This is a genomic window from Photobacterium pectinilyticum (assembly GCF_024357955.1).
GTDB lineage: Bacteria > Pseudomonadota > Gammaproteobacteria > Enterobacterales > Vibrionaceae > Photobacterium > Photobacterium pectinilyticum.
Genome location: NZ_JANEYT010000078.1, coordinates 1 through 23275 on the forward strand (window position 1 = coordinate 1; position 23275 = coordinate 23275).

Below are 23275 nucleotides of genomic sequence, written 5' to 3' on the forward strand. Positions count from 1 at the left end.
TCGCCCATCGCCCATCGCCCATCGCCCATCGCCCATCGCCCATCGCCCATCGCCCATCGCCCATCGCCCATCGCCCAGAACCTTTCAACACATACAGTAAACATCTCCCCCGTCATTTCTATTTGATGCCATAAAATCGATTGCGCTCCGGTTTCTAGCAAACCTCTTTGCTACCATTAATTTCATAGCGGGGCAGACTACACTTTCCTTTGTGCTGTAACAGACAGAGAAATTGATTATGAGTGAAGTACTGCTAGCGCTGGTAGCCGGGTTTATTGTTGGCATATTGTTTTCTGCGATTAAACTGCCGATACCGGCTCCGCCGGTGCTCTCGGGGGTAATGGGAATTGTGGGTGTCTATGGTGGCGGGGTTGCCTACCAGTGGATAGTCGAACGATTCTTTACCTGACGAAATCTGTTCGTTGGGTAAACACATTGTCCACGCTGGGAAACGTATATTTCGTGGTGGCAACAAGGTCTGCTTGGTATTATAGGGCAGCACCATCACAAACTGATTTTCGCTACTCTGGTCAATACCTTCATGGTGTTACCTATCGCTAGGCAAGGCCGGGGTAGCGTATTTGCTGGGAAGTGTTTATTGTCACTTCCCACGCGGTGAAAAGGATATCAATCAGGGAAATGCGAGTGCATTGTTTACCTGAGTCTTCAAGGAGTCAAGTCCGTAACCCCGTCGACTGATGGCTGGTTGTCGGGATACTGTTCGCGCTGCGAACCGTTTAGCGGTGGCGCAATGAATACCGTCAGGCGCATCTATTGCTAGGCAAGATCATTGCTTGGCAGGAAATAGCTTGGTAGAAACTAATTGGACTGGAGATAGTCATGAGCGAATTGAAAGCGGCTGCACTACGTGCACTTAAACTAATGGATCTTACCACTCTGAACGACGACGACACCGATGCAAAAGTGATCGAGTTGTGTAAGAACGCAAAGAGTCCGGTAGGCAACACAGCGGCCGTATGTATTTACCCACGTTTTATCCCAGTTGCTAAGAAGCAGCTTCGTGAGCAGGGTACACCTGAAGTACGTATTGCAACAGTTACTAACTTCCCGCACGGTAACGACGATATCGACATCGCAGTTGCAGAAACCAAAGCGGCTGTGGCTTACGGTGCTGATGAAGTAGACGTAGTATTCCCATACCGCGCACTGATGGCTGGCAACGAAGACGTTGGTTTTGAGCTGGTTAAGCAGTGTAAAGCTGCGTGTGGCGACATCATGCTGAAAGTGATCATCGAAACCGGTGAGCTGAAAACAGAAGAGCTAATCAAGAAAGCGTCTGAACTTTCAATCAAAGCCGGTGCTGACTTCATCAAGACGTCCACCGGTAAAGTACCTGTGAACGCCACCCCGGAATACGCTGAAATCATGCTTAACGTGATCAAAGATATGGGCGTAGCGAAAACCGTCGGTTTCAAACCTGCCGGTGGTGTTCGCACAGCAGAAGACGCACAGCAATACCTAGCGATGGCTGATCGTATCCTTGGTGCTGAGTGGGCTGACAACATGCACTACCGTTTTGGTGCTTCAAGCCTATTGGCTAACCTTCTGAACACGCTTGGCGAAGGCGAAAAAGCAGCTGAAGGCGGCTACTAATCTATTCCAGTAAGGTGGCATTTTTGCCACCTTACTATTCGGTCTCCTGACCGACTTATCCGTGATGTTTTACTGTTTGGTTTTTACTTTGTTCTGTGATCGGAATAAGGGCGGCCTGCCTATACCTGAGAATCATTGTTTATAAAGTAAAACGTCATAGACCCTACATAAAAAACATGATTGGGGAATACCATGTATTTACCACAAGAAATTATCCGTAAAAAACGTGACAACATTGAACTAACTGCTGACGAAATTAACTTCTTCATTCAGGGTATTGCCAAAGATACCGTATCAGAAGGCCAAATTGCAGCATTCGCCATGGCGATTTATTTCAACGACATGACCATGGACGAGCGTGTGGCACTGACTTGTGCGATGCGTGACTCAGGCATGGTTATCGACTGGAGCCACATGAACTTCGATGGCCCGATTGTCGACAAGCACTCGACGGGTGGCGTTGGTGATGTGACCTCATTAATGCTTGGCCCTATGGTGGCAGCATGTGGTGGTTATGTACCGATGATTTCTGGCCGTGGCTTGGGCCACACAGGTGGTACACTGGACAAGCTGGAATCTATTCCCGGCTACAACATTACCCCGAGCAACGACGTATTCGGTCAAGTGACCAAAGAGGCTGGCGTGGCAATTATCGGCCAAACTGGCGATCTTGCACCGGCTGATAAGCGTGTCTACGCTACCCGTGATGTAACGGCAACAGTCGACAATATTTCTCTGATCACAGCTTCTATTTTGTCGAAGAAGCTTGCTGCAGGCCTTGGTTCGCTAGTCATGGACGTGAAAGTCGGCTCTGGTGCCTTCATGCCAACTTATGAAGCGTCTGAAGAGCTGGCAAAATCTATCGTCGCGGTCGCCAATGGTGCGGGTACCAAAACCACGGCACTGCTGACAGACATGAATCAGGTGCTGGCGTCGACTGCTGGTAATGCACTCGAAGTTCGTGAAGCCGTGCAATTCCTAACCGGTGAGTACCGTAACCCTCGCTTATTTGAAGTCACCATGGCATTGTGTGCTGAAATGTTGGTAAACAGTGGTTTAGCAACAGATATCGAGCAGGCACGCGAGAAGCTTCAGGCGGTTCTGGATAACGGTAAAGCGGCTGCGTGTTTTGGTAAAATGGTTGCTGGGCTAGGTGGCCCGGTTGACTTCATGACCCATTACGACAACTACTTGGAAAAAGCCGAGTTGGTGAAACCGGTATACGCAGAAACCGCAGGTTATGCCTTTGCTATGGATACCCGTGCACTGGGTATGGCGGTAGTGGGGATGGGCGGTGGACGTCGTGTTGCTGCTGATACTATCGACTACGCTGTGGGCCTGAGTGATATGATCTGTTTGGGTGATGAAGCCAATGCCGAGAAGCCGCTGGCAGTGATCCACGCTCGTAGCGAAGCGCAGTGGGAAGAAGCCGCCAAAGCGGTACGTGCCGCGATTACTATTTCTGATCAGAAACCAGAGCCGACACCAGTTGTTTACCGTCGTGTCCGCCCTGAAGATGTGTAATGGAGTCATCATGAAACGTTCTATTATTCTTGTTCTAGATTCATTTGGGATTGGCGCAACTGAAGATGCCGTTAAGTTCGGTGATGTAGGTGCCAACACCATGGGCCATATTGCCAAAGTCTGTGCCCGCGGCGAAGCGGATAACGGCCAGCGCAGCGGTAAGCTTGACCTGCCAAACCTAAACAAGCTTGGGTTAGGTAAGGCATGTGAAGAGTCTTCAGGTTACTTCCCTGAAGGCCTGGATCCCGACGCCGAAATTACCGGTGCGTATGCTCATGCTGCCGAGTTGTCTTCAGGTAAAGATACCCCATCTGGTCACTGGGAAATTGCCGGTGTCCCTGTTCTGTTTGACTGGGGCTACTTTACCGACAAAGAAAACAGCTTCCCGAAAGAGTTGACCGATCGCATCCTTGCACGCGCTGGCTTGTCGGGTTACTTGGGTAACTGCCATGCATCAGGTACTCAGGTACTGGATGACTTGGGTGAAGAGCACATGAAAACCGGTATGCCGATTTTCTACACCTCGGCGGATTCGGTATTCCAGATCGCTTGTCATGAAGAAACCTACGGTCTAGATCGTTTGCTAGAACTTTGCCAAATCGTGCGTGAAGAGTTGGCTGACTACAACATCGGCCGTGTGATCGCTCGTCCGTTCATTGGCCCAGGTAAAGGTCAGTTTGAGCGTACCGGTAACCGCCGTGATCTGTCGGTTGAGCCACCTGCAGCGACTGTGCTGCAGAAGCTAGTCGATGAGAAAAACGGTGATGTGATCTCTATCGGTAAGATCTCTGATATCTACGCTGGCTGTGGCATCACTCAAAAAGTGAAAGCAACAGGTATCCCTGCACTGTTTGAAGCGACGCTAGAGCAAATCAAACAAGCGGGTGACAACACCATCGTATTTACCAACTTTGTTGATTTTGATTCGGCCTACGGTCACCGCCGTGATGTTGCCGGTTACGCTGCAGCACTTGAGTACTTCGACAAGCGCTTGCCTGAAATCATTGAACTGCTTCAGGAAGACGATGTCTTGATCCTGACGGCCGACCACGGTTGTGATCCAACCTGGCCTGGTACCGACCATACTCGCGAGCATATCCCGGTATTGGTTTCTGGTCCTAAAATCGCAGCAGGCTCACTGGGTCGCCGCGAGACTTTTGCCGATATTGGCCAAAGCTTGGCGGAGTACTTCGGTACGTCTGATATGGAATACGGTAAATCATTCTTGTAGCAAGCTAAGGCAGGTAAAGCCTGCCCAAAAAGACGATTTTTTTTACTGTTTCGGTCTATATTTGTCCTAGATCGAAACAGTGTTTACAAGACAAGATTACATTGAGTTGGTTATGCAAAAAACCAACAGATGACAGAAAGGAAATAACGATGGCTACTCCTCACATTAATGCTGAAATGGGTGACTTTGCAGATGTAGTACTGATGCCGGGCGATCCGCTACGTGCTAAGTACATTGCAGAAACGTTCCTAGACGATGCAAAAGAAGTGTGTAACGTACGTAACATGTTCGGTTACACAGGTACTTACAAAGGTCGTAAGATCTCTGTAATGGGTCACGGTATGGGTATCCCTTCATGTTCTATCTACGCGACTGAGCTGATCAAAGACTACGGCGTGAAGAAAATTATCCGTGTGGGTAGCTGTGGTGCAGTACGTGATGACGTGAACCTGCGTGATGTTGTGATCGGTATGGGTGCGTCAACGGACTCTAAAGTTAACCGTATCCGTTTTGGTGACCACGACTTCGCAGCACTGGCTGATTTCGGCATGGTACAGAACGCGGTTGACGCGGCAAAAGCTAAAGGCGTAGACGTTAAGGTGGGTAACATTTTCTCTGCGGACTTGTTCTACAACCCAGATTTCGACTTCTTCCAGACGATGAAGAAATACGGCATTGTCGGTGTTGAAATGGAAGCGGCAGGTATCTATGGTCTGGCTGCTGAGTTCGGTGCAAAAGCACTGACTATCTGTACTGTCTCTGACCACATCTTGCGCGGCGAAGCGACAACCTCTGAAGAGCGTCAGTTGACCTTCAATGACATGATGGAAATCGCATTGGAATCTGTTCTACTGGGTGATGCTGAAGAAGCGTAAAACAGTACGAGAACAACAAAAAGGGCTTGCCACTGGCAAGCCCTTTTTTTATCACTGTCTTTTTGCCTAATCCTGATTGGTATTATTGGCCATTTAATCGTTTTTAACCTCGTTGGGCAGGACGGGGAAGTGCCAATTTTCTTTTCGGTTACCGAAGGTAATGGCCAGCAGGAAACCGATGACCATCGCACTGGCGATCAGAGTCCGGATAATATTGGTGATAGCATCAATATCGGCCATGGTTTCGGCGATAAGCTTGTCATGCTCTAGCGTGATACGGACAAAACCTACGACTTGGTGCTGGCTCATGATTGGCTCAATCAGTTGCTGGCGGCCATAGCTGGCAACGGCCAGTGGGGTCGACAGCCCTGTTACTTGCGGCAGCGGCAAAGCATCTTGGCTTTTGGCCAGAGTAATGCCTTCCAGATCATAGATGCTGGCATCGAGCAGCAAGGGTTCTTTGGCCAGTTGCTCGACAAGCAGTTGCAGCCGGTCTTGGTTTTTTTCAATCACGTCCGTTGATGCCGTATCGGCGGCCTGCCGGACAACTAAGCGTGAGAGCTGCTGAGTTTGATCGCTCAGGGTACGGTAGTTTTGCTTGGCCAGGTTGGAACCATATTCAACCATGGTGATCACTGCCGCTAGGCAGCTTAACAGGATGAACAGTCGCCAGACTTTTTGGAATTGGGTCAGTTTTTTCTTCATCATATCGGCAGTGTATTCAAGACCAATCTCATTTTTGAGCTTGCTCTGGTAATTTGCAATAGGGTAAGTTGGTTAACCAAGCGACTTCAAAATGCTCGATTCAGCATTGAATCCTGCATCTTGAGGTTACTTGGATAATTAGGCGTTTACTTTAACATGGATGGTTTGCAAGTGCTCAAAATAAGGAAACACACCTCTTTACTACAGCGATTTCCGGAAGTGGTGTCGGCCAGCAATCGTGACCGACAGCGTTCGACAACCTTGATTTTCGGTCGCTCGATAGATGCGGTTGCGGTTCACGCGATAGAAGCTGCGTATGGTGCTCCGCTGACGCTGACGGCAGCTTGGAAAGTGGGGCAATACGACTGTTTGTTGTTGGCGACCCCGTATTCATTGCATCTGGAACGATGCGTGACTCGTGCGCAGCTTGATATTGCTGATCTTACTCAATGTCCAGATCTACGCGAGCCCGGCTTGGTGGTGATGGATATGGACTCGACGGCAATTGAAATCGAGTGCATTGATGAGATCGCCATATTGGCAGGCGTCGGTGAGCAGGTGGCGGAAGTGACCGAGCGGACGATGTTGGGTGAGCTGGATTTTGAACAAAGTCTGCGCCAGCGGGTTGCGGCATTGGCGGGCAGCGATGCCGCCATTCTCGAGCAAGTCAAAAGCCAGCTCCCGTTTATGCCCGAGCTGCGTGAGCTGGTGGCAACTCTGCACCATTATGGCTGGAAGGCGGCGATTGCATCAGGCGGCTTTACTTACTTTTCCGATCACCTCAAGCAGGAGCTGGATCTCGCTCATGCCCAGTCTAACACCTTGGAAATTGTCGATGGCAAACTCACGGGTCAAGTACTGGGCGATGTTGTGGACGCACAAGCCAAAGCGACGATATTGCGCAATTTGGCCGAACAACATGACATTCTACCGCACAATACCGTGGCAGTTGGCGATGGTGCCAATGATTTGGTGATGATCAATGCTGCTGGGCTTGGGGTGGCCTACCATGCCAAGCCGAAAGTTGAGGATGAGGCCCCGGTAGCAATTCGTTTTGCCGAACTCGGTGGCTTGATCTGTTTGCTGTCAGTCTCTTTGGTGCCGCAGCAGTTGGGCTGGTAGGCACCAAAGAAAGCGAGTTGGTTATCTTATTTCGAGCCTGATCAGCACTTCATCGGTGATATCTAGGATCTCGCCACTGCCGATAACCGAGTTGAGCTCTTGTTCCAGTGATCTTGCCCGGTGCAATACCAGTCGGGCAAGCTCGCCGAGCTCTTTACCTATTAAAGCCGTCATTGGGCTCAGTACCGGGGCGGCCGTGATCCTGAGTGCCATAAAACTACCGGCCGCTTTGGCGTGATTGATATAGTTGATCCGCTCTTCGATCGTACGGAATTCATCAAGCAGCTTGGCATCAATTCGCAGGGGGGGGCCCGGCTGTTGTTCAATCGCCAGATAGATCTCATGGATGAAGGGCTGGTTGATCTCAATTGGTCGCATGGTTTCGGACAGCAGTTGTTTTACCCGGTTGCGAAATAATGGCTCCAGTGAGCAACCTTTTCCGCCGGCGAGTTGGTTGAACAGTTTGATCGGCGGCGGAGGAGGGAAGTTACAGCCAACCGCCTTTAATTTGATCTTGTGGTCAACTTTTTCGGCAAAGTACGGAATCGTCTTCAATTTGGTCAGTAGCATTTGGTGCATGGCCAGCAACAACTCTCCTTGCGGCAATTTCTCCTCGGTCATCTCCAGTTTATTTTCGTTGTGCAGAATGAGCTTACGCAGGAAATGCTCGCTTTGTGCTGCTTGTTGCCCGGATCCTGTCGTCAGCTGGATATTGCAGTAGTCAGGGCTGATCCTGACGACGCGGTAGGGGACGTGACTCAATGGACTATTTTTATTGCTTTTTTGCAAGCCGGGGAATGAGACCTCCACCTGCTCATCACGGTGCAGTGCTAACGGAGTCGCCAGTTTGATATTCAGCCCACGAGTAGAAAAATCAATGCTCTGCCCTGTGACCGTCTGGCTATCCGCGGTGGACAGGGTGATAGGCGTATCGAACAAATACCGGTCTTCGCTTCGTTGTGGCCGTGGATCAAAATACACCGCTTTGGCCGCTGATACCGGGTTGCGAGGATGGCGGAATACTTGCAGGGCCTTGCTTGGTAGTTGTGGTTTGACGCTCAGGCGGTAATCTTGCTGGGCGTTGTGGTTGGTAAGATCTTGCAACACCCCGACATGGGTCAAGGTGCTTAGCTTGTCGACCATATCAGGCGCAATTTGCTTGAGGCTATCGATATCCTCTTGGTCGATAGGCTGCAAGCTCAGACGCATTACCCGCCAGCTATCACGTTGCGCTCCTACATGCCAGAATAGGCGACGCTGCTCGGTATTCATCTCTGGCAGGGCTGCTGAATAGAAGAAGGTTTTACCATCATGCTCGTGAATAAAACTGTACAGCAGTGTGCTGGACTGTTTCAGGCCAGCTTTGCCTAGGCTGGCCAAGCGCTCTTGTGAAATTAAGTGGTTGAGGACAGGTTGGTTCCGTTCATCGTGCCAATGGGCCCAGATATGGCGATTGTATTGGGTCAGCAGGCAGTAGGTCAGTTGGGTATCGGAGAGAAACACCGGTAGGCTGGTACTGTGCTTGAGAAAACAATGCTCGTAACCACGGGTACGGATTTGGATGACTTTGTCATCGTGGTTGTGCCGAGTTCGGTTTTGGGATTGGTTCAGGCCCTGATCAATCACCGATTTAATTAATGTATTGTCACTTAACAGTTTCAGGCGAAGCCACTTGTAGCTGTCGTTATCCGGATTTTCGTCAATTCCGAGGATCCGGTAACTCATACCCTTGACTAAGCGTGGGTCATTCAACTTCTCGGCCAGAGCAGGAAAGCGCACGACTATGTTCATACCGAGCTTATAGTTGAACGCGGCAGGGACTTTGAACTTGGCACCGGAATAAGATAGATCGGCACTGATCCCATTGACCGTCTGGCTCAATGGTAGTTCCAGCACGGCTTGGGTGGCAATTTGCCAGCGGTTCTCGTCACGGGTCAGGTAGTGACCAAAACGAAGCAGCGGTGCTACAAGCGGGTTGTCTGACTGCGAGGCCGCTTGGGCGACCGGTTTGGGCTGCAGTTTTCCTTGCTGGTGCATTACTCGGAAGTTGTTGCGGGTGTTCATCAGCGCTTCGTACAGGCCGACCCTGAACTGGTTACCAAAGATTTTGATCCGCTTGTGGTAGGTATTGATCGCCACATCATCGAGCCAGTGCTGGCGGCCGTTGAGTTGGTAGGGGCGACACTCCCCCTGAACGCGGCCGCGTAGGTCCACGGCCTTCAGGCAAGGCGACATGATGCGGTTTAATTCCATTTTCAACTGCAGCCGGGTTGGGCCGTCTTCGCCTTCGGTCAGCATCTGGAAGACGTCGTTAAAATCCTCGCTATCGTAAACAGGGATTAGTCTTTCAATCAGTCCTTTGTAATCGTCAAGCACCATAGTTATTTTTGATTATCTCATTATTCGTTTATTATCGGCGTATTTCCTGAAGCGTTGAGTTTTTTGCAACCTGCAGGTACCTCTATTCTACATCCCTTCGGGATGTGTTTAACCAAATATATCAAGGTGAATCATGGCAAAAACCAAGCGGGCTTATGTGTGTAGTGATTGTGGCGCAGACTTTCCCCGCTGGCAGGGTCAGTGTAGCGCGTGTGCGGCATGGAATACGATCACTGAGTTCACAGTTCCCAAAACACGATCCGCCTTGGGTGGGAGTTCAGCATCTGGCACAAGCAGCTATGCCGGCGCTACGACCAAGATACAGAAATTGTCAGAGGTCGAAACCAAAGATTTGCCTCGTTACAGCTCCGGTATCTCCGAGCTGGACCGGGTGTTTGGTGGCGGTATCGTACCGGGCTCTGTACTGCTACTGTGTGGTGATCCGGGGGCCGGCAAGTCTACTTTGCTACTCCAGAGTATCGGCTCGGTAGCGGCCTCGAAATCGTCGCTGTATGTGTCGGGTGAGGAATCGATCCATCAGATCTCGCAACGGGCCAAGCGATTGGGAACCCAGAATCTCGATAATATCAATGTGGTGGCCGAAACGTCGGTGGAAGCGATTATCGAACATATTCGGGCGCAGAAAACTGAATTTGTGATTATTGACTCAATCCAGACCATGACGGTTGCGCACAATGATTCGGCAGCAGGGAGCCCGAGTCAGGTTAAGGAATCTGCGGCAGCGTTGACGCGGTTTGCCAAGACCGAAGGCGTAACGTTTATGATTGTCGGTCACATCAATAAAGATTCCAACGTCGCGGGTCCGATGCAGCTGATCCATATTGTTGATGGTTTATTTGCCCTGTCGTCGACGGCGGATGAGAAGTTCCGGGTACTGCGTACGTCCAAGAACCGCTTCGGTGCCGATTCTGAGTCATGTTTCTTTGCCATGACCGAGACGGGCATGAAACAGGTGAAGAACCCGTCGGCGATTTTCCTTAGCCGTTCGGACAAGAACCATGCGGGCTCAGCCTGTACCACGCTGTGGGAGGGAACTCGTCCGTTGCTGGTGGAAATACAGGCGCTGTGCAACAACTCGGTGACCGAGAATCCCCGTCGCCTGACGGTGGGTTACGACAATAACCGTCTGGCAATGTCGATAGCGGTCCTCGCCCGTCATGGCGGGGTCATGCTGTCTGATATGGATATCTTCGTCAACTGTGTCGGGGGGATCAAAATTGAAGAGACCTCAGCGGATTTGGCGGTGTTATTGTCTATTTTCTCTAGTTTCAAAAACGCCCCTATCCCGCAGGATGTATTGGTGTTCGGTGAGATTGGCCTGAATGCCGATATCCGGCCAGCAGCCAACGGGGTGGAGCGGATCCGCGAAGCGGTCAAGCAGGGCTTTACTCGAGCCATTGTGCCTAAAGCCAATGCCAGCCGTCAGATCCCGGGGATTGAAATTATCGCGGTGGAAGATCTGCAGGAAGCCCTCACGGCGTTTGAGCGGGTAGCATTGTAGGTTGGTGCTAAATGACAGGTAAAAGAAAGGGCTGCATGATGCAGCCCTTTTGGTCTCTAGCGGACGGTAAGTGAGTTACTTAGCAATACGCTTGTACTTGATACGGTGTGGCTCAGCCGCTTGTGCGCCCAGTGTTTTCTTCAGCCAATCCGTGTATTCGGTGTAGTTACCTTCGAAGAAGTTAACTTGACCTTCGTCACGGTAGTCAAGAATGTGGGTAGCGATACGGTCAAGGAACCAACGGTCGTGCGAGATCACCATGGCACAGCCCGGGAACTCAAGCAGTGCTTCTTCTAGTGCGCGAAGCGTCTCGACGTCAAGGTCATTGGTTGGTTCATCGAGTAGCAGTACGTTACCGCCTGCTTTTAGAAGCTTCGCCAAGTGAACACGGTTACGCTCACCACCCGACAAATCACCAATGCGTTTTTGTTGATCACTACCACGGAAGTTGAAGCGCGATACGTATGCACGAGCAGGGACTTCGTAGTTGTTGATACGGATGATTTCCGAGCCTTCAGAAATTTCCTGATACACGGTGTTGTTGTCGTTCATGCTGTCACGGAACTGATCAACAGAGGCTAGGCTTACAGTCGTCCCCATATCAATGGTGCCAGAGTCAGGTTGCTCAGCACCGCTCAACATCTTGAAGAGGGTTGATTTACCTGCACCATTCGCACCAATGATGCCAACAATCGCACCCTTAGGCATGCTGAATGACAGATCATCAATAAGAACACGATCACCGTATGATTTGGTTAGGTTCGTTACATCGATGACTTTGTCACCCAAACGCTCACCTGGCGGAATGAACAGTTCGTTGGTTTCATTACGCTTTTGGTGATCGCTGGTGTTTAGCTCTTCAAAGCGCGCCATACGTGCTTTTGATTTCGCCTGACGGCCTTTCGGGTTCTGACGAACCCACTCTAGCTCTTTGGCGATGGTTTTCTGGCGAGCTTGCTCTTGGGATGATTCCTGCTTTAGACGGGCATCTTTCTGCTCTAGCCAAGAGGTGTAGTTACCTTCCCATGGAATACCTTCACCACGGTCAAGTTCCAAGATCCAGCCTGCAGCGTTATCGAGGAAATAACGGTCGTGGGTAATCGCCACAACGGTGCCACTGTAATCAACCAGGAAGTGCTCAAGCCAAGCCACAGATTCAGCATCAAGGTGGTTCGTTGGCTCATCGAGTAGCAGCATGTCTGGCTTGTCGAGTAGCAGGCGACAGATAGCAACACGGCGGCGCTCACCACCTGACAGGTGTTGGATTTTCGCATCCCACTCTGGCAGGCGCAGGGCATCAGCGGCACGCTCAAGCTGCATGTCTAGGTTGTGGCCGTCTTTGGTTTCGATCAGCGCTTCAAGTTCGCCTTGCTCTTTGGCCAGCACATCGAAGTCTGCATCAGGTTCTGCGTAAGCAGCGTAGACAGCGTCTAGGCGAGTAAGGGCATGTTTAACATCAGCCACCGACTCTTCAACGATTTCACGTACGGTTTTCTCTTCGTCCAGTACCGGTTCCTGAGGTAGGTAGCCTACCTTCAAGCCTGTTTGTGGACGCGCTTCACCTTCGATATCGGTATCGATACCTGCCATGATGCGCAGTAGGGTTGATTTACCCGAGCCGTTCAAACCGAGTACACCAATTTTGGCGCCAGGGAAGAAGCTCAATGAAATATCTTTTAGGATTTGACGCTTAGGTGGGACGATTTTACCCACGCGCGACATGGTATAGACGTATTCAGCCATATCCGTTTGCGATCTCTAAACTAAATGAAGGGGGTATTTTACCTGTTCTGGACATAAGTTTAACAGCAATGTTCATAATTAGTGGCCCAAGTGAGCGATAAGGTACCACTCTGTACACACCTTTGTGCTGCCCGTACAGTTTCTTGCGTTGTCTCTTTGCAATATCGTCATGTTAATTTTCTGCTGTGCTGCATGGATGGTGTTTGGCCCGCGGTAGCAAAGGCGAATAATGCAATTATTAAAAAGTGCAAATTGGTATTACGCTCAATAATGGGCTGCCTATTGGACACGGCAGTGCTTTTGCTGGTGGCAGAGGCTTGTAGAGATGGAATTAATATGCAATAAAACACACAGGTTGTTTGACCTGAATCAATATGGGCAACGAATGGAAGGGTGCTGTGTCTAGCAATAACAACGTCAGAGTATTTTCAGGTCTTGTGCTGTTTGTTGGCTTGTTGATGTCGCCTTTGATGCGAGCATCGACGCTGGAGCAGCAACGTGTATGGTATGAGCAGGCCCAAGTTTCTCTTGAGGAAAAAGATGAGGCCGCGTACAAGAAACTGCGTGGTAAGTTGGATGACTACCCTCTTACGCCTTATCTTGATTACCGCGAGTTTATTCAGACCCTGTATGACAAATCACCCAGTGAGGTGGAGGCATTCATTGAGCAATATGCCTCCTTGCCATTTAGCACCACGGTCAAGGATCGCTATCTGACCCACCTTGCAGCCACCGAGCGTTGGCAGAATTTTGTCGATGTTCAGCCGTTGCCGCCACGCAGCCAAGTACTGCGCTGCCATTATTATTACGCCCAAAGCAAAATTGGTAACAAGGATGTGGCTTGGCAAGGGGCGAATACATTGTGGCTGACCGGTAAGTCGACCCATGATGCGTGCGATCCGTTGCTCAACACTTGGCAAAAGGCGGGTAAGCGGACCGATGCGCTTGTTTTGGAACGGATGCTGTTGGTGTATGCCGAAGGTAACCGCGCCCGGCTCAATTACCTCAACAAGCAGCTAGGTGCCAAGAGCAAGGAATCCGGTAAGGCGGTGCTCGAACTTTACGATAAACCGCAAGGTGTCGCCGCTTTTTCCAAGCGCAGTAAAGTGACGCCGCTCAATCAGAACCTGACCGTGTTGGCCTACAAAAAGCTGGTGCGCAGCGATATAAAAGAAGCGGTGAAGCAGTATGACAAAACGGTGCAGGGCCAGCATTTAGAAGAAGCCAAGCGCCAGTCACTGGCTGATTATACCGCCAGCCGACTGATGGCAACCGATGATGAACCGCTGCAGAAGTGGCGGGATAAAGTATTGGCAAAAACCAGCAATGTCAGTTTGCTTGAACGCCGTATTCGTCAGGCTATGCGGGAAGACAAATGGAACGAGGTCGAGCTGTGGGTGAACCGCTTGCCTGATAAGGCCAAGCAGAGCACTCGCTGGACTTTCTGGCAGGCGCGTTTGGCAGAGCGTGACGGCAACAAAGAACTCGCTTCGGAAAAGTACACCCAGATCTTGGGTCAGCGCGATTTCTACAGTGCCGCGGCAGCGACGGTACTGGGCAAGCCAATCACTTACCCGGTAAAAACAGCGGGTGATGGTCAGGCTGATATCAAGGAATATGCAAAGGCCCTTGCACGGGTCAAAGAGCTTATCGCCGTGGACAAATTGCTGGCGGCCAACCGTGAGTGGCATTATTTGTTAAGGGGGATGGACAACGACCAAATCGTGGCCTTGGCTGCCTATGCGGCGACCCATAAATGGCACCATCTTGCGGTACAGGCGACAATCTCCGGCCAGCTATGGGACTACATCGAACTACGCTTCCCGGTTGCCCATAAATGGTGGTTTGATTTCTTTAGCAAGAAGCGTGAATTACCGGTCACCACCATGATGGCATTGGCCCGTCAGGAGAGTGCACTCAACATCGAGGCCATTTCACCTGTCGGTGCGCGTGGGCTTATGCAACTGATGCCAGCTACGGCCAAAGAAACGGCCAAGAAGCTGGGGCGTAACTACGAAGGGAAAAGCAGCTTGTTTGATCCTGGCGTCAATATTCGCCTTGGCAGCGGTTATTTGAAAATGATGCTCGAGCAATATGACAACAACCGTATTTTCGCCTTTGCCGCTTATAATGCAGGGCCGAGTCGTGTGACGCGCTGGCGCAAAGGTACGGATGGCAGATTGGATGTCTACGCCTTTATCGAGGCTATTCCGTTCAACGAAACCCGGGGCTATGTCCAGAATATACTTATGTTTGAAATCTATTATGGCGACCTGACCCAAAGCCCAGTCCCATTGCTGACCGAAAATGAGATCAACACCAAGTATTAGCTTTTTTTACACAAAGGCTAGGTTGTCGGTGGTTAAAGGGATAGAATCAGTACTCGAGAACGAGTACATCAAATGAGGATGACATGTCGAATAGCCAAGAAACCCCGGAATTTACCGAGTGGCGACAAGTGGTTGATATCTTGCGCCAGGCAACAACAGAGCAGAAAGACGATACTTTGTTAAGGCTGTTGCTCACGCCCGATGAACGGTCGGTGTTACTTTCCCGGGTTAATATTCTACATGAACTGCTCAATGGCGAGCGTAGCCAACGTAAGATCAGTGAACTGCTGGGGGTCGGGGTGGCAACCATCACCCGGGGCTCCAATGAGCTCAAACACCATGATGATGATATCAAGGTGTGGTTATCCGCGTTGCTTAAAGAGCAAAGCCCTCACAACTGATAGCATACAATTGAAAAAAGCCTCCTGAACGCGAAGTTCAGGAGGCTTTTTTTTCTCGGAAGCTGACCGATATAGCGATTAATACCAATCTTAACTTGCAAGGCTGAGCAAAAATATTTATGTCGGTTGGTATAATTTATTTTGAAAATAATACCGGGTGAATAAACGGGATAAGAGCCAAGATCAACGCCTGCTGGTAGACCGAGCTACGGCTGAGTAGGTGGTTGGTTAGCATCGCAATCGCACCACCTTTTTGTTTGATGTTGGTCTGGTTGAACATTTCGTCCATCACATCACCCAGCTCTTCGCCTTGGTGTAGTTTGTCCAGAGCCTGTGGGGGAAGCGGTAGTGATGCCGAGCGTGCTTCACCGCGGGTTTCACCGTTTTCGATCACCATCCAGGCAAAGGTAAAAGATCCATCGATACCGGCTTCTAGGCCAACGTAATAGTCTGCCTGCGGCGCCGCTTGACGGGCATTGCTTACGCGGTTTCTTGCACCCTGCAAGGTTTCGTCTGCGCACATTGGCTGGTCGCGGACCCCGCTGTTCACGCTGATCCCCTCAATTGTAAACTGCTCGCCGGGAAAGGTGTGGTTGAAGGCATTTTCAACGGCTGAAATCTTGGCGGGATTGGTTGAAGCGACAATAATCTTAGGCATAGCAAACATCCATTATCTGAGTGCTTACTATTCTAATACCAAACTGAATATTAGTCTGTTCATAGGGCTGAATATTACTCAGCTTGGTATATGATTTGGCGGCGTGTTGTCACGCCGCCAAATTGGCATAATCAACAGGGCTTATGTTACCTGTGATTAACGGTTGTATGCCCAGTCTGACTGGATGATGAAACCATGGATCTGGAACTCCCCGTTGTTGACAAACAAGTTAGGGAAATCAGGCTGCGAGGTTGAGAATACGACACCGTCGGCAAGCTGTGTCATGTGGTAGAAATCAGGTTCGCTACCACGAACAGAGGCGAATACCGGCTGCTTAGGTTGGTAAACCGCGGTTTTAGTGGCAAGTGCATAGCTACCCACAGGTGCACACCGTGAGATGTTTTCATTATCTACCAATAGGCCCAGACAATCTTCACGCAACATGTGCTGAGGGATGGCACGCTTGCTGATCACATCCACCGAAGCGCCGCTGCGAAAAGACATAAAGTCTTTGCGGTGGATGATTGGGATATAGGTGCTGGTGGTACCTTGATCAACGTTGTTGTTGATCGTCGTCGTGGCTTGAGTGCCAGTATCCACTTGGCCTGTTAGCAAATAACTGATTGACGTGCTCAGTGCCTCGGCAATTTTCTCCAGTTCGCGAACTTCAATACCGTATTTACCAGACAGCTTACGGCTCATTGTCCCTTGCTGAAGATCAAGAGCTTCGCCCAATTGCTTTTGGCTGATCCCTTGGATTTTAGCTAATCGCTTAATTCGTTCTAAATATTCCATACTCACTAGCTTCCTGCTGATAAATGGTCTGATGCAAAAACGCATTCTTAAATGTCATATTGATTGTACTGATAACAATCGATTCGGGATCTGGCAGGTATAAAAAATGCGATTGGTTTCGTTATGGGCATATCAGTTTTTTTCAAGATGGGCAAAAAAGGGAACAATTTTCGTAAATTGAAATAAGATCCAAACGTTAATTTTGTTGGACTAAGATCACTTTTTGTAGCGTGTATGGCGAGGTGGTGAACAGAGATAAAGGTGCTGTAAATTTCGCTGTTATTTTTTTAAGATCATGAAAAATAATGCTTTAATGGGGTTTTATATGTTTATGGATAATGGGGTGCCTAAGCTTAATGAAATGTTTTTGTTGTGTTGGTTTTAATTATGAATTTCTCTCATGTTAGCTGGTTTTTTACGATAAACAGCAACAAAGCGCCAAAACGCTCCAGGAGAGGTGAGTCAAACATGTATGCTTTTAGGGAATAAAGAGGAAGGTGGACCTTCCTCTTTAAAAGGAATTAGCGAGTTAGGTAGGTATACAAGAACTTGGTGATCTCTACCATGTCATCAATTTTGATGAACTCTTCCGTCGTGTGCACCTTCGCCATACCGGTAGACAGGTTCACCGTCTTCAGGCCTTTGCTGTTGAAGATGTTTGCGTCACTGCCGCCGCCCGTTGGCTTGGTCATAGGCTCGATGCCGTTGGCTTCGAAAGCCGCTTTGATCTGCTCAACATGCGAGTCATTATCGGCAATGCGGTAAGCGTTGTAAGCGCGCTTAGACGCAATGTTGATTTCCGCCCCGTGCTTTTCAGCCGCTGCTTCAAATGTGCTGATCATGTGGTCGACTTGCGCTTGTAGTTTGTCGTCATCCAGTGATCGCGCTTCTGCTTCGATAAATAGTTCAGGCATGACGATGTTCGTCGCCTGGCCACCTTTTACCACACCGATGTTTGCGGTGGTTTCTTCATCGATGCGAGATAGCTTCATGTTGGTGATTGCATCGGCAGCAACCGTCAGGGCATTGATCCCTTCTTCCGGAGCAAGGCCGGCGTGGGCTGGCTTACCGGTGATGTTCACCTTCAGGTTCTGCTGGCCTGGTGCCGTCGTGATGATAGTACCGATAGGGCCGCCTGAATCGAATACGATACCGGTTAACGACTCTACCTTGCTCATGTCGAAGTTCTGCGAACCGTGTAGGCCACCTTCTTCATATACAGTGAACGCCAACTCGATAGTCTGGTGCTCTGCACCGTCAGCCTTGATCGAGCGCACCGCTTCCATAATGGCTGCAATACCTGATTTGTCATCACCGCCTAGAATCGTGTTGCCTTTCGAGCGGATGATACCGTCTTCGATAATTGGCTCGATGCCGTTACCTGGAGTAACGGTATCCATGTGGCAGCTTAGCAAGATTGTGCCTTCCAGCTTGCCTTCTAGTTTGGCGTAGATGTTGAAGCCGTTGGAGATCTCAGCAGGAACAGGAAGCTTTTGTACGTCAAAGCCCATTTCACCTAGCTGCTCGGCCAGTGTTTCGGCAATCGCTTTTTCGTTGCACGACTCACTGTCGATTTTAACCAGTTCAATAAAGTGTTGGACCAGACGGTCCTGATTGATATTTGCCATTTAAAGCACCTCCGTTATGGCAGCCATATTACGTGAACTGGCTGAACTAACATTGATCTGTTCACCAATATCGTGGGTGTAATCACTATAAAACCTAAAATGTTAAGGGTGTTATTCTAGGGTGTTGGGGAAATGTGCTGTTGGGGTTGGGGAGGTGTGGGGGAGTCGTTAAGGGGATGGCTCCAAGTCCTTACTCGTATGATTTGAAGCCTAGGGTAAAAAGTGTCGTGGTTTACATCAATGTCTCGTAGAACTCATCCATTAGGTTTTCGAGTAGAAAGAGTTGCTCAGTTTCTTCTTCACTTAGCTCGTCCTTGTTGTAGAGCAAATCCATTTGGGCCTGAATAGTCGCTACCTCTTTCATCACCTCCACATTATGTTGCTCCAATATCTCATCCAGATCTTGCGCGTGTAGTGGAGAAATATAGAACGAGGCGATGAAAACCGTCATTGCAGTAAAGAGCAGCGGCCTGATTGGTGTCAGTGCCTTGATTTTTGTTGCAGGGGATTTCATTGACCGGCTCCATTGGCTTTATTGTGATAGGAGATAAAGCGTATGGAATTGATTATTGGATAACTATGATATTGCTCAATGATTATTAGTAAGAAATGAATGATTACAAATAATGAGCGGCTAGCATCATTCCATGAATAAGGGCAGTCCATCAATGTTATTAGTGATAACTTATGTTCGAGTTAAGCTGCTGACTATTAGGGATCTTAAAGGTGGTGATAGTAAGCGTGCTACACGGCTTTTGAGTGATGATTTGCATATATATTTCAAAGTTTTAGTAGCATGAAATTGCTAAAACTTATTACGGGTGAAAAAGCATAGATGCAATGCTCATTCTGAGACTACGCTCACTCGTAACTGTGGCACTTATTTGTTACCTTACAGGCGTTTTTGACTCACTCTGATCTGACTATGACTTCACAATACATCATCAATAAAGTTGTAGAAATTGGGGATACGTTGCATCGCTGTGGGTGCCCACCCTACAAGGTGGAAAAGTATACCCAGCACTATGCAAAAAAATATGATGCGGATGTCATGGTGCAGGCCATGCCAACCTCGATTAACTATCAGTTTCTTGGCAAGAGAGATACCGTCGTTCTAAAGCGCTACAAACCCGCCTCTATTGATCTCGCCTTACTGGCCAATACCATTGACCGTATTAATCAACCTCGTAAAGAAAAACCAGCGCAAGACTTTCACTACCCTAAATGGGTTGCAGCATTGGCCAATATGGGGATCCCCCCAGCTTATCTTCTGTTGGTAGGTAGTACATTAGAAGCGGTTGGGTATGCCACCTTGCTTGGGTTGATGGTTTGGTTAGTACAGTTGATTTGCCATGGCCGCCGTGCAATTGCTGTTGAGTTTATAGCGGCATTGATAACCGGTTTGTTTGTTGCCTTCATCGTGAGCCTTGGCATTAATGTGCCTGTTTGGGCGCTGTGTATTGCTTCGATAGTCTTGTTTGTACCCGGATTATCGATTGCTAACTCATTGGAGTGTTTGGCATTCAATGATTTGGTCTCTGGGACCGCTTTGCTCGGGCAAAGTATGCTAACCCTACTCAAGCTGTTTATCGGGGTGATGATTGGTTTGAGCATTGGTGAGGCTTGGTGGGGCCCCGTGGATACTATCCCGTACACCAATGAAATTCCCCTATGGCTGCATGTCTTTGGCTTGATGTTGATTTCAACGTCGATCGGGGTGATCTTCAATGCCCGCCCACAAGATATTTTGCTTGGGCTACCGGTTGCAGTATTAGGGATGTGGGGGCCGATGTACTTGGGCTTTGGTGGCGACTGGGTAGTGGGCACTTGGGTGACAACCGTGTTGATCACCTTGTATGGCACTAAAATTGCCAAGTTGCTTAATCTAACCGGATCTATTTATATTGTGCAGGGGATCATTATTCTGGTTCCCGGCAGCCGAGTGTTGATTAGCGCGAGCCAATCAGTATTCGAGCAATCTATCTTGCCTATTCCTAATATCGGCTTGTCTGCCATCTTCATGTTTTCAGCAATTGTGGCAGGGCAGATCACGGCCTATTCACTTTACTCGCCAAAGATAGATCGATAGACCAATTTATTTTTTCTGCGACAGTTGTTTAAGTTGCAGTCCTGAACGGCTAAATACAAAAAGGGCGGTAATCTTTCGATTACCGCCCTTTCCAAACGTTTGGTGGGCTGGCGTAAGTTGAACTTGTTCTATAATGCGCTGTTTTTAAATGATATTGCTCGGTTTGAATGGTGGGTGTGTACCTTCTGGTGTACCCATTAGGTACCATTACTTCTACTTTTGAGCAAAAAAGTGTCATTTTTATCGAAACTTATAAAGACATTATGAAAAGTGACTTTAACGATTGTTCTTGGTCTCTTGCTTAGGGCTTAACTACACCTTGGTTAGCTTTTTAAGTGAGTTAGATAGAATAGTCAAAATGTTTGTGGAAAACCCTGCTACTCCCGCCCAGAAAACCGCTCGATAAAAGCCAATATTACCTGCTAGCATATCATCCATAAAATAGAACGAGATCAAGCAGCCAACAAAAGCCCCATACAATACACGTAAGACTAGTGTGTATCCTCTACGCTGTTCCTTCGACTTATCAATATCATCTTTTGTAATGAACTTATCGAAGCCATGATAAGCAAAAAGCATATATGAGCATAGCCCACCAAGTGCACCAGCAAGACCACTAAATGCCCACAGTTCTTGTTCACTTCCCAAAGTTGAGGTACCCCTAAAAATCAAAAGAAATCATGATATCAATTTTGGGTTCATTTACAACATTTAAGTTGTTTTGTGTGTTAATAACAACTTAAATGTTGTTATTGTTATGCTCTACAACTAAAGTGTTGTTTACGGTTAGGCTTGCAACTGTATGGTTGTTTGGTGGTGAGATGAAAAGTATAGAAGAAATAGCGGTGCTGCTGACTGAACAGCGCAGAAAGCTCGGACTCGAGCAAAGAGACATGTACATGCGGATCGGTATGAAGCAGCAACAATATCAGCGCATTGAAGCGGGCAGTGATGTGAAGCTATCGACCTTGCTTAGAGTATTGGAAGGGCTTGACTTGGAACTATCGATCATGCCCAAAGGCAGCAAAGCGAATCCTGCTCTTTCAGATAGTGCTATCCAAGGTCAGGGCGAAGCACCCAAGAGTGACCAACTACCAGACGATGGAGATGACCTTGGTTTTTGGTTTGGCTCTGAGGATAAATGATGAGTAAGCAGATAGAGAAGGTTGAAGGTCTGAATATTCAACTTCATGGTATCGATGTTGCGGTAATTGCTCATTATGCTGGTGGCAAAAACATTCTGACTTTCAATCCTGATTTTGCTGCCATACCAGAGCACCAGCGCCCTGTTTTTACTTTGAGGCAGTTGCTTGACCCTGCTTATTTGAACAAGCCGCAAATTAGAACCGATAAGATTCCCCCAGCCCTGTCTAATCTGTTGCCTGAGGGGGCGTTAAGAGAACTGACAGCGCGAGCACTTCGTTGCCACACCAACAATGAGTTTTCAATCCTTGCTTATCTAGGCTCCAATTTGCCGGGAGCCATTATTGCCCGGCCAATAAAAGCAGGGGATTTACCTGATTGGGCGTTAGAGCAACGGTTGTCGACAGAGCCTCAACAGATTGATGTTAAGCATGCCGATACCAAGTTTTCATTGGCTGGTGTACAGATGAAGTTCTCGTCGTCTCATTTAGATGGCCGTTACCACATCGATCAGGAAATTTCTGAAGACATGTGGATTATCAAAACACCTTCGACTGTTCACAAAGGGGTGCCTGTAAATGAGTATACCTGCATGAAGTTGGCTGAAGCTGCTGGAGCTGATATTCCTGAAGTGCGATTGATCGAACTCAGTGAACTGGAAGGCTTGCCAAGAATCAGATTACCGGATGAACAGTACGCCTATGGTATCAAGCGTTTTGATCGCAGCAGTGCTGGCCGCATTCACACTGAGGACTTTGCACAAGTTTTCGGCCTCTATCCATCTGACAAGTATCAAAAAGTTAATTATGAGCAGCTTGGCAATGTGCTTTATCGAACAAGCGCAGAGCGACTAAAGGATATTCAACAAATGGCAAGAAGACTGCTTATCAATATATTGTTAGGCAATGGTGACGCCCACTTGAAAAACTGGACGCTTATCTATGGGGATAAGCAATCTCCTCGTTTATCCCCGTTGTATGACGTGGTATTTACCTCACCATATATCGAGCACGACAGCCTTGCTCTGAACATGGCAGGTACTAAGCAGTGGTTTGAAGTTACGATGGATCATTTCGAAACGTGGGCAGCCAAAGTGGGGGCTCCGTGGGTTGCTATCAAGCCTCATTTACTGGATGTGATGAGCATAGCCCGAGAGCAGTGGCCTCAGTTGCTAGCAGACCTTCCTATGGTTAATGAACAAAAAGTTGCATTGAAGTCGCATTGGCGTTCTTTAAATGCAGATTTCGTGAACTAAAATACATTGGGAAACAATGAGTAAGCTATTAAAACTAAAAAAATTCTTCACTATTGAAGATGCGGCAAAGTATCTAAGTAGCATGTTTGAAGAGAGTGTATCTACATCAGATATTTACAGCTTCGCATTGGACTGCATGCGCCGGAGCAAACCGGACACCTATTCCGGCATTATCCGGACAGTCATTCCCGCTGTTTTTCAATCAAGTTGTCACCATTTTTACATATTTACAACACCTTAGGCTGCTTTGTTCTCTGGATT

General features: G+C 48.7%; 20 protein-coding genes. 12 read left to right on the top strand and 8 right to left on the bottom strand.

Going from position 1 to position 23275, the window contains the following annotated elements; translation table 11 throughout:
- The first annotated feature begins 238 nt into the window (after nucleotides 1–238).
- The 5 genes from NHN17_RS21365 to deoD all read left to right on the top strand — a co-directional run bounded on the left by NHN17_RS21365 (nucleotide 239) and on the right by deoD (nucleotide 5244).
- Nucleotides 239–409 carry a XapX domain-containing protein gene (locus NHN17_RS21365; protein ID WP_255044663.1) on the top strand — a complete coding sequence of 57 codons (171 nt, stop codon included), beginning with the start codon at nucleotides 239–241 and terminating at the stop codon, nucleotides 407–409.
- A 431-nt stretch (nucleotides 410–840) separates the two neighbouring features.
- Nucleotides 841–1614 (top strand): deoxyribose-phosphate aldolase, encoded by a 774-nt coding sequence (deoC, locus tag NHN17_RS21370; protein ID WP_255044664.1) that lies wholly within the window; start codon nucleotides 841–843, stop codon nucleotides 1612–1614.
- Between the two features lie 192 nt (nucleotides 1615–1806).
- Nucleotides 1807–3138, top strand: a complete 1332-nt coding sequence (gene deoA / locus NHN17_RS21375) for a thymidine phosphorylase (RefSeq protein ID WP_255044665.1) — start codon at nucleotides 1807–1809, stop codon at nucleotides 3136–3138.
- 10 nt (nucleotides 3139–3148) lie between these two features.
- Nucleotides 3149–4369 (top strand): phosphopentomutase, encoded by a 1221-nt coding sequence (locus NHN17_RS21380; RefSeq protein ID WP_255044666.1) that lies wholly within the window; start codon nucleotides 3149–3151, stop codon nucleotides 4367–4369.
- Nucleotides 4370–4518: 149 nt separating this feature from the next.
- Nucleotides 4519–5244, top strand: coding sequence for a purine-nucleoside phosphorylase (deoD, locus tag NHN17_RS21385; RefSeq protein WP_255044667.1), 726 nt, complete (start codon nucleotides 4519–4521; stop codon nucleotides 5242–5244).
- A 93-nt stretch (nucleotides 5245–5337) separates the two neighbouring features.
- Here the strand turns inward: deoD and NHN17_RS21390 are convergent, their stop codons facing one another.
- Nucleotides 5338–5952: a YtjB family periplasmic protein gene (locus tag NHN17_RS21390; RefSeq protein WP_255044668.1), complete on the bottom strand. Its 615-nt coding sequence runs from the start codon at nucleotides 5950–5952 to the stop codon at nucleotides 5338–5340.
- A gap of 153 nt (nucleotides 5953–6105) precedes the next feature.
- Here NHN17_RS21390 and serB point away from each other — a divergent pair, with 153 nt between their 5' ends.
- Complete coding sequence (serB, locus tag NHN17_RS21395; RefSeq protein WP_255044669.1) at nucleotides 6106–7071, top strand: phosphoserine phosphatase; 966 nt, start codon at nucleotides 6106–6108, stop codon at nucleotides 7069–7071.
- 21 nt (nucleotides 7072–7092) lie between these two features.
- Here the strand turns inward: serB and NHN17_RS21400 are convergent, their stop codons facing one another.
- Nucleotides 7093–9450 (bottom strand): PilZ domain-containing protein, encoded by a 2358-nt coding sequence (locus tag NHN17_RS21400; RefSeq protein WP_255044670.1) that lies wholly within the window; start codon nucleotides 9448–9450, stop codon nucleotides 7093–7095.
- A gap of 133 nt (nucleotides 9451–9583) precedes the next feature.
- On the opposite strand from NHN17_RS21400, the gene radA reads away from it, so the two are divergent.
- Entirely contained in the window at nucleotides 9584–10972 is a 1389-nt protein-coding gene (gene radA, locus NHN17_RS21405; RefSeq protein WP_255044671.1) for a DNA repair protein RadA, read from the top strand.
- A 75-nt stretch (nucleotides 10973–11047) separates the two neighbouring features.
- Here radA and ettA read toward each other — a convergent pair whose 3' ends face one another.
- Entirely contained in the window at nucleotides 11048–12715 is a 1668-nt protein-coding gene (gene ettA / locus NHN17_RS21410) for an energy-dependent translational throttle protein EttA (RefSeq protein ID WP_255044672.1), read from the bottom strand.
- 398 nt (nucleotides 12716–13113) lie between these two features.
- Between ettA and sltY the strand changes: the two genes are divergently transcribed.
- Nucleotides 13114–15045: a murein transglycosylase gene (gene sltY, locus NHN17_RS21415; protein WP_309243491.1), complete on the top strand. Its 1932-nt coding sequence runs from the start codon at nucleotides 13114–13116 to the stop codon at nucleotides 15043–15045.
- 83 nt (nucleotides 15046–15128) lie between these two features.
- Nucleotides 15129–15446 carry a trp operon repressor gene (gene trpR, locus NHN17_RS21420; RefSeq protein WP_255044673.1) on the top strand — a complete coding sequence of 106 codons (318 nt, stop codon included), beginning with the start codon at nucleotides 15129–15131 and terminating at the stop codon, nucleotides 15444–15446.
- Between the two features lie 136 nt (nucleotides 15447–15582).
- Here trpR and yjjX read toward each other — a convergent pair whose 3' ends face one another.
- From yjjX to NHN17_RS21440, 4 genes are all read right to left on the bottom strand, one after another.
- Nucleotides 15583–16104 carry an inosine/xanthosine triphosphatase gene (gene yjjX / locus NHN17_RS21425; RefSeq protein ID WP_255044674.1) on the bottom strand — a complete coding sequence of 174 codons (522 nt, stop codon included), beginning with the start codon at nucleotides 16102–16104 and terminating at the stop codon, nucleotides 15583–15585.
- Nucleotides 16105–16260: 156 nt separating this feature from the next.
- Nucleotides 16261–16899, bottom strand: a complete 639-nt coding sequence (locus NHN17_RS21430) for a helix-turn-helix domain-containing protein (protein ID WP_255044675.1) — start codon at nucleotides 16897–16899, stop codon at nucleotides 16261–16263.
- Between the two features lie 521 nt (nucleotides 16900–17420).
- Complete coding sequence (locus tag NHN17_RS21435; protein WP_255044676.1) at nucleotides 17421–18527, bottom strand: M20/M25/M40 family metallo-hydrolase; 1107 nt, start codon at nucleotides 18525–18527, stop codon at nucleotides 17421–17423.
- Nucleotides 18528–18759: 232 nt separating this feature from the next.
- Complete coding sequence (locus tag NHN17_RS21440) at nucleotides 18760–19041, bottom strand: hypothetical protein (RefSeq protein WP_255044677.1); 282 nt, start codon at nucleotides 19039–19041, stop codon at nucleotides 18760–18762.
- Between the two features lie 411 nt (nucleotides 19042–19452).
- Here NHN17_RS21440 and NHN17_RS21445 point away from each other — a divergent pair, with 411 nt between their 5' ends.
- Nucleotides 19453–20616: a threonine/serine exporter family protein gene (locus NHN17_RS21445; RefSeq protein ID WP_255044678.1), complete on the top strand. Its 1164-nt coding sequence runs from the start codon at nucleotides 19453–19455 to the stop codon at nucleotides 20614–20616.
- A 312-nt stretch (nucleotides 20617–20928) separates the two neighbouring features.
- Here NHN17_RS21445 and NHN17_RS21450 read toward each other — a convergent pair whose 3' ends face one another.
- Nucleotides 20929–21264, bottom strand: coding sequence for a hypothetical protein (locus NHN17_RS21450; RefSeq protein ID WP_255044679.1), 336 nt, complete (start codon nucleotides 21262–21264; stop codon nucleotides 20929–20931).
- Between the two features lie 173 nt (nucleotides 21265–21437).
- Here NHN17_RS21450 and NHN17_RS21455 point away from each other — a divergent pair, with 173 nt between their 5' ends.
- Together NHN17_RS21455 and NHN17_RS21460 are read left to right on the top strand one after the other, a co-directional pair.
- A complete protein-coding gene (locus NHN17_RS21455; protein ID WP_255044680.1) occupies nucleotides 21438–21761 on the top strand; it encodes a helix-turn-helix domain-containing protein in 324 nt (107 codons plus the stop codon).
- Complete coding sequence (locus NHN17_RS21460; RefSeq protein WP_255044681.1) at nucleotides 21761–23014, top strand: type II toxin-antitoxin system HipA family toxin; 1254 nt, start codon at nucleotides 21761–21763, stop codon at nucleotides 23012–23014. Before NHN17_RS21455 ends, NHN17_RS21460 begins: the two co-directional genes overlap by 1 nt.
- The last annotated feature ends 261 nt before the right edge of the window (nucleotides 23015–23275 follow it).

Excerpts from the sequence above, each read along its gene's own strand:
- deoA (WP_255044665.1), top strand. The coding sequence starts at position 1,807 with ATGTATTTACCACAAGAAATTATCCGTAAAAAACGTGACAACATTGAA.
- NHN17_RS21400 (WP_255044670.1), bottom strand. The coding sequence starts at position 9,450 with ATGGTGCTTGACGATTACAAAGGACTGATTGAAAGACTAATCCCTGTT.
- ettA (WP_255044672.1), bottom strand. The coding sequence starts at position 12,715 with ATGGCTGAATACGTCTATACCATGTCGCGCGTGGGTAAAATCGTCCCA.
- NHN17_RS21455 (WP_255044680.1), top strand. The coding sequence starts at position 21,438 with ATGAAAAGTATAGAAGAAATAGCGGTGCTGCTGACTGAACAGCGCAGA.
- NHN17_RS21380 (WP_255044666.1), top strand. The coding sequence starts at position 3,149 with ATGAAACGTTCTATTATTCTTGTTCTAGATTCATTTGGGATTGGCGCA.
- NHN17_RS21365 (WP_255044663.1), top strand. The coding sequence starts at position 239 with ATGAGTGAAGTACTGCTAGCGCTGGTAGCCGGGTTTATTGTTGGCATA.
- NHN17_RS21460 (WP_255044681.1), top strand. The coding sequence starts at position 21,761 with ATGAGTAAGCAGATAGAGAAGGTTGAAGGTCTGAATATTCAACTTCAT.
- trpR (WP_255044673.1), top strand. The coding sequence starts at position 15,129 with ATGTCGAATAGCCAAGAAACCCCGGAATTTACCGAGTGGCGACAAGTG.
- deoC (WP_255044664.1), top strand. The coding sequence starts at position 841 with ATGAGCGAATTGAAAGCGGCTGCACTACGTGCACTTAAACTAATGGAT.
- NHN17_RS21390 (WP_255044668.1), bottom strand. The coding sequence starts at position 5,952 with ATGATGAAGAAAAAACTGACCCAATTCCAAAAAGTCTGGCGACTGTTC.
- serB (WP_255044669.1), top strand. The coding sequence starts at position 6,106 with ATGGATGGTTTGCAAGTGCTCAAAATAAGGAAACACACCTCTTTACTA.
- NHN17_RS21435 (WP_255044676.1), bottom strand. The coding sequence starts at position 18,527 with ATGGCAAATATCAATCAGGACCGTCTGGTCCAACACTTTATTGAACTG.
- NHN17_RS21440 (WP_255044677.1), bottom strand. The coding sequence starts at position 19,041 with ATGAAATCCCCTGCAACAAAAATCAAGGCACTGACACCAATCAGGCCG.
- NHN17_RS21445 (WP_255044678.1), top strand. The coding sequence starts at position 19,453 with ATGACTTCACAATACATCATCAATAAAGTTGTAGAAATTGGGGATACG.
- yjjX (WP_255044674.1), bottom strand. The coding sequence starts at position 16,104 with ATGCCTAAGATTATTGTCGCTTCAACCAATCCCGCCAAGATTTCAGCC.
- NHN17_RS21430 (WP_255044675.1), bottom strand. The coding sequence starts at position 16,899 with ATGGAATATTTAGAACGAATTAAGCGATTAGCTAAAATCCAAGGGATC.
- radA (WP_255044671.1), top strand. The coding sequence starts at position 9,584 with ATGGCAAAAACCAAGCGGGCTTATGTGTGTAGTGATTGTGGCGCAGAC.
- deoD (WP_255044667.1), top strand. The coding sequence starts at position 4,519 with ATGGCTACTCCTCACATTAATGCTGAAATGGGTGACTTTGCAGATGTA.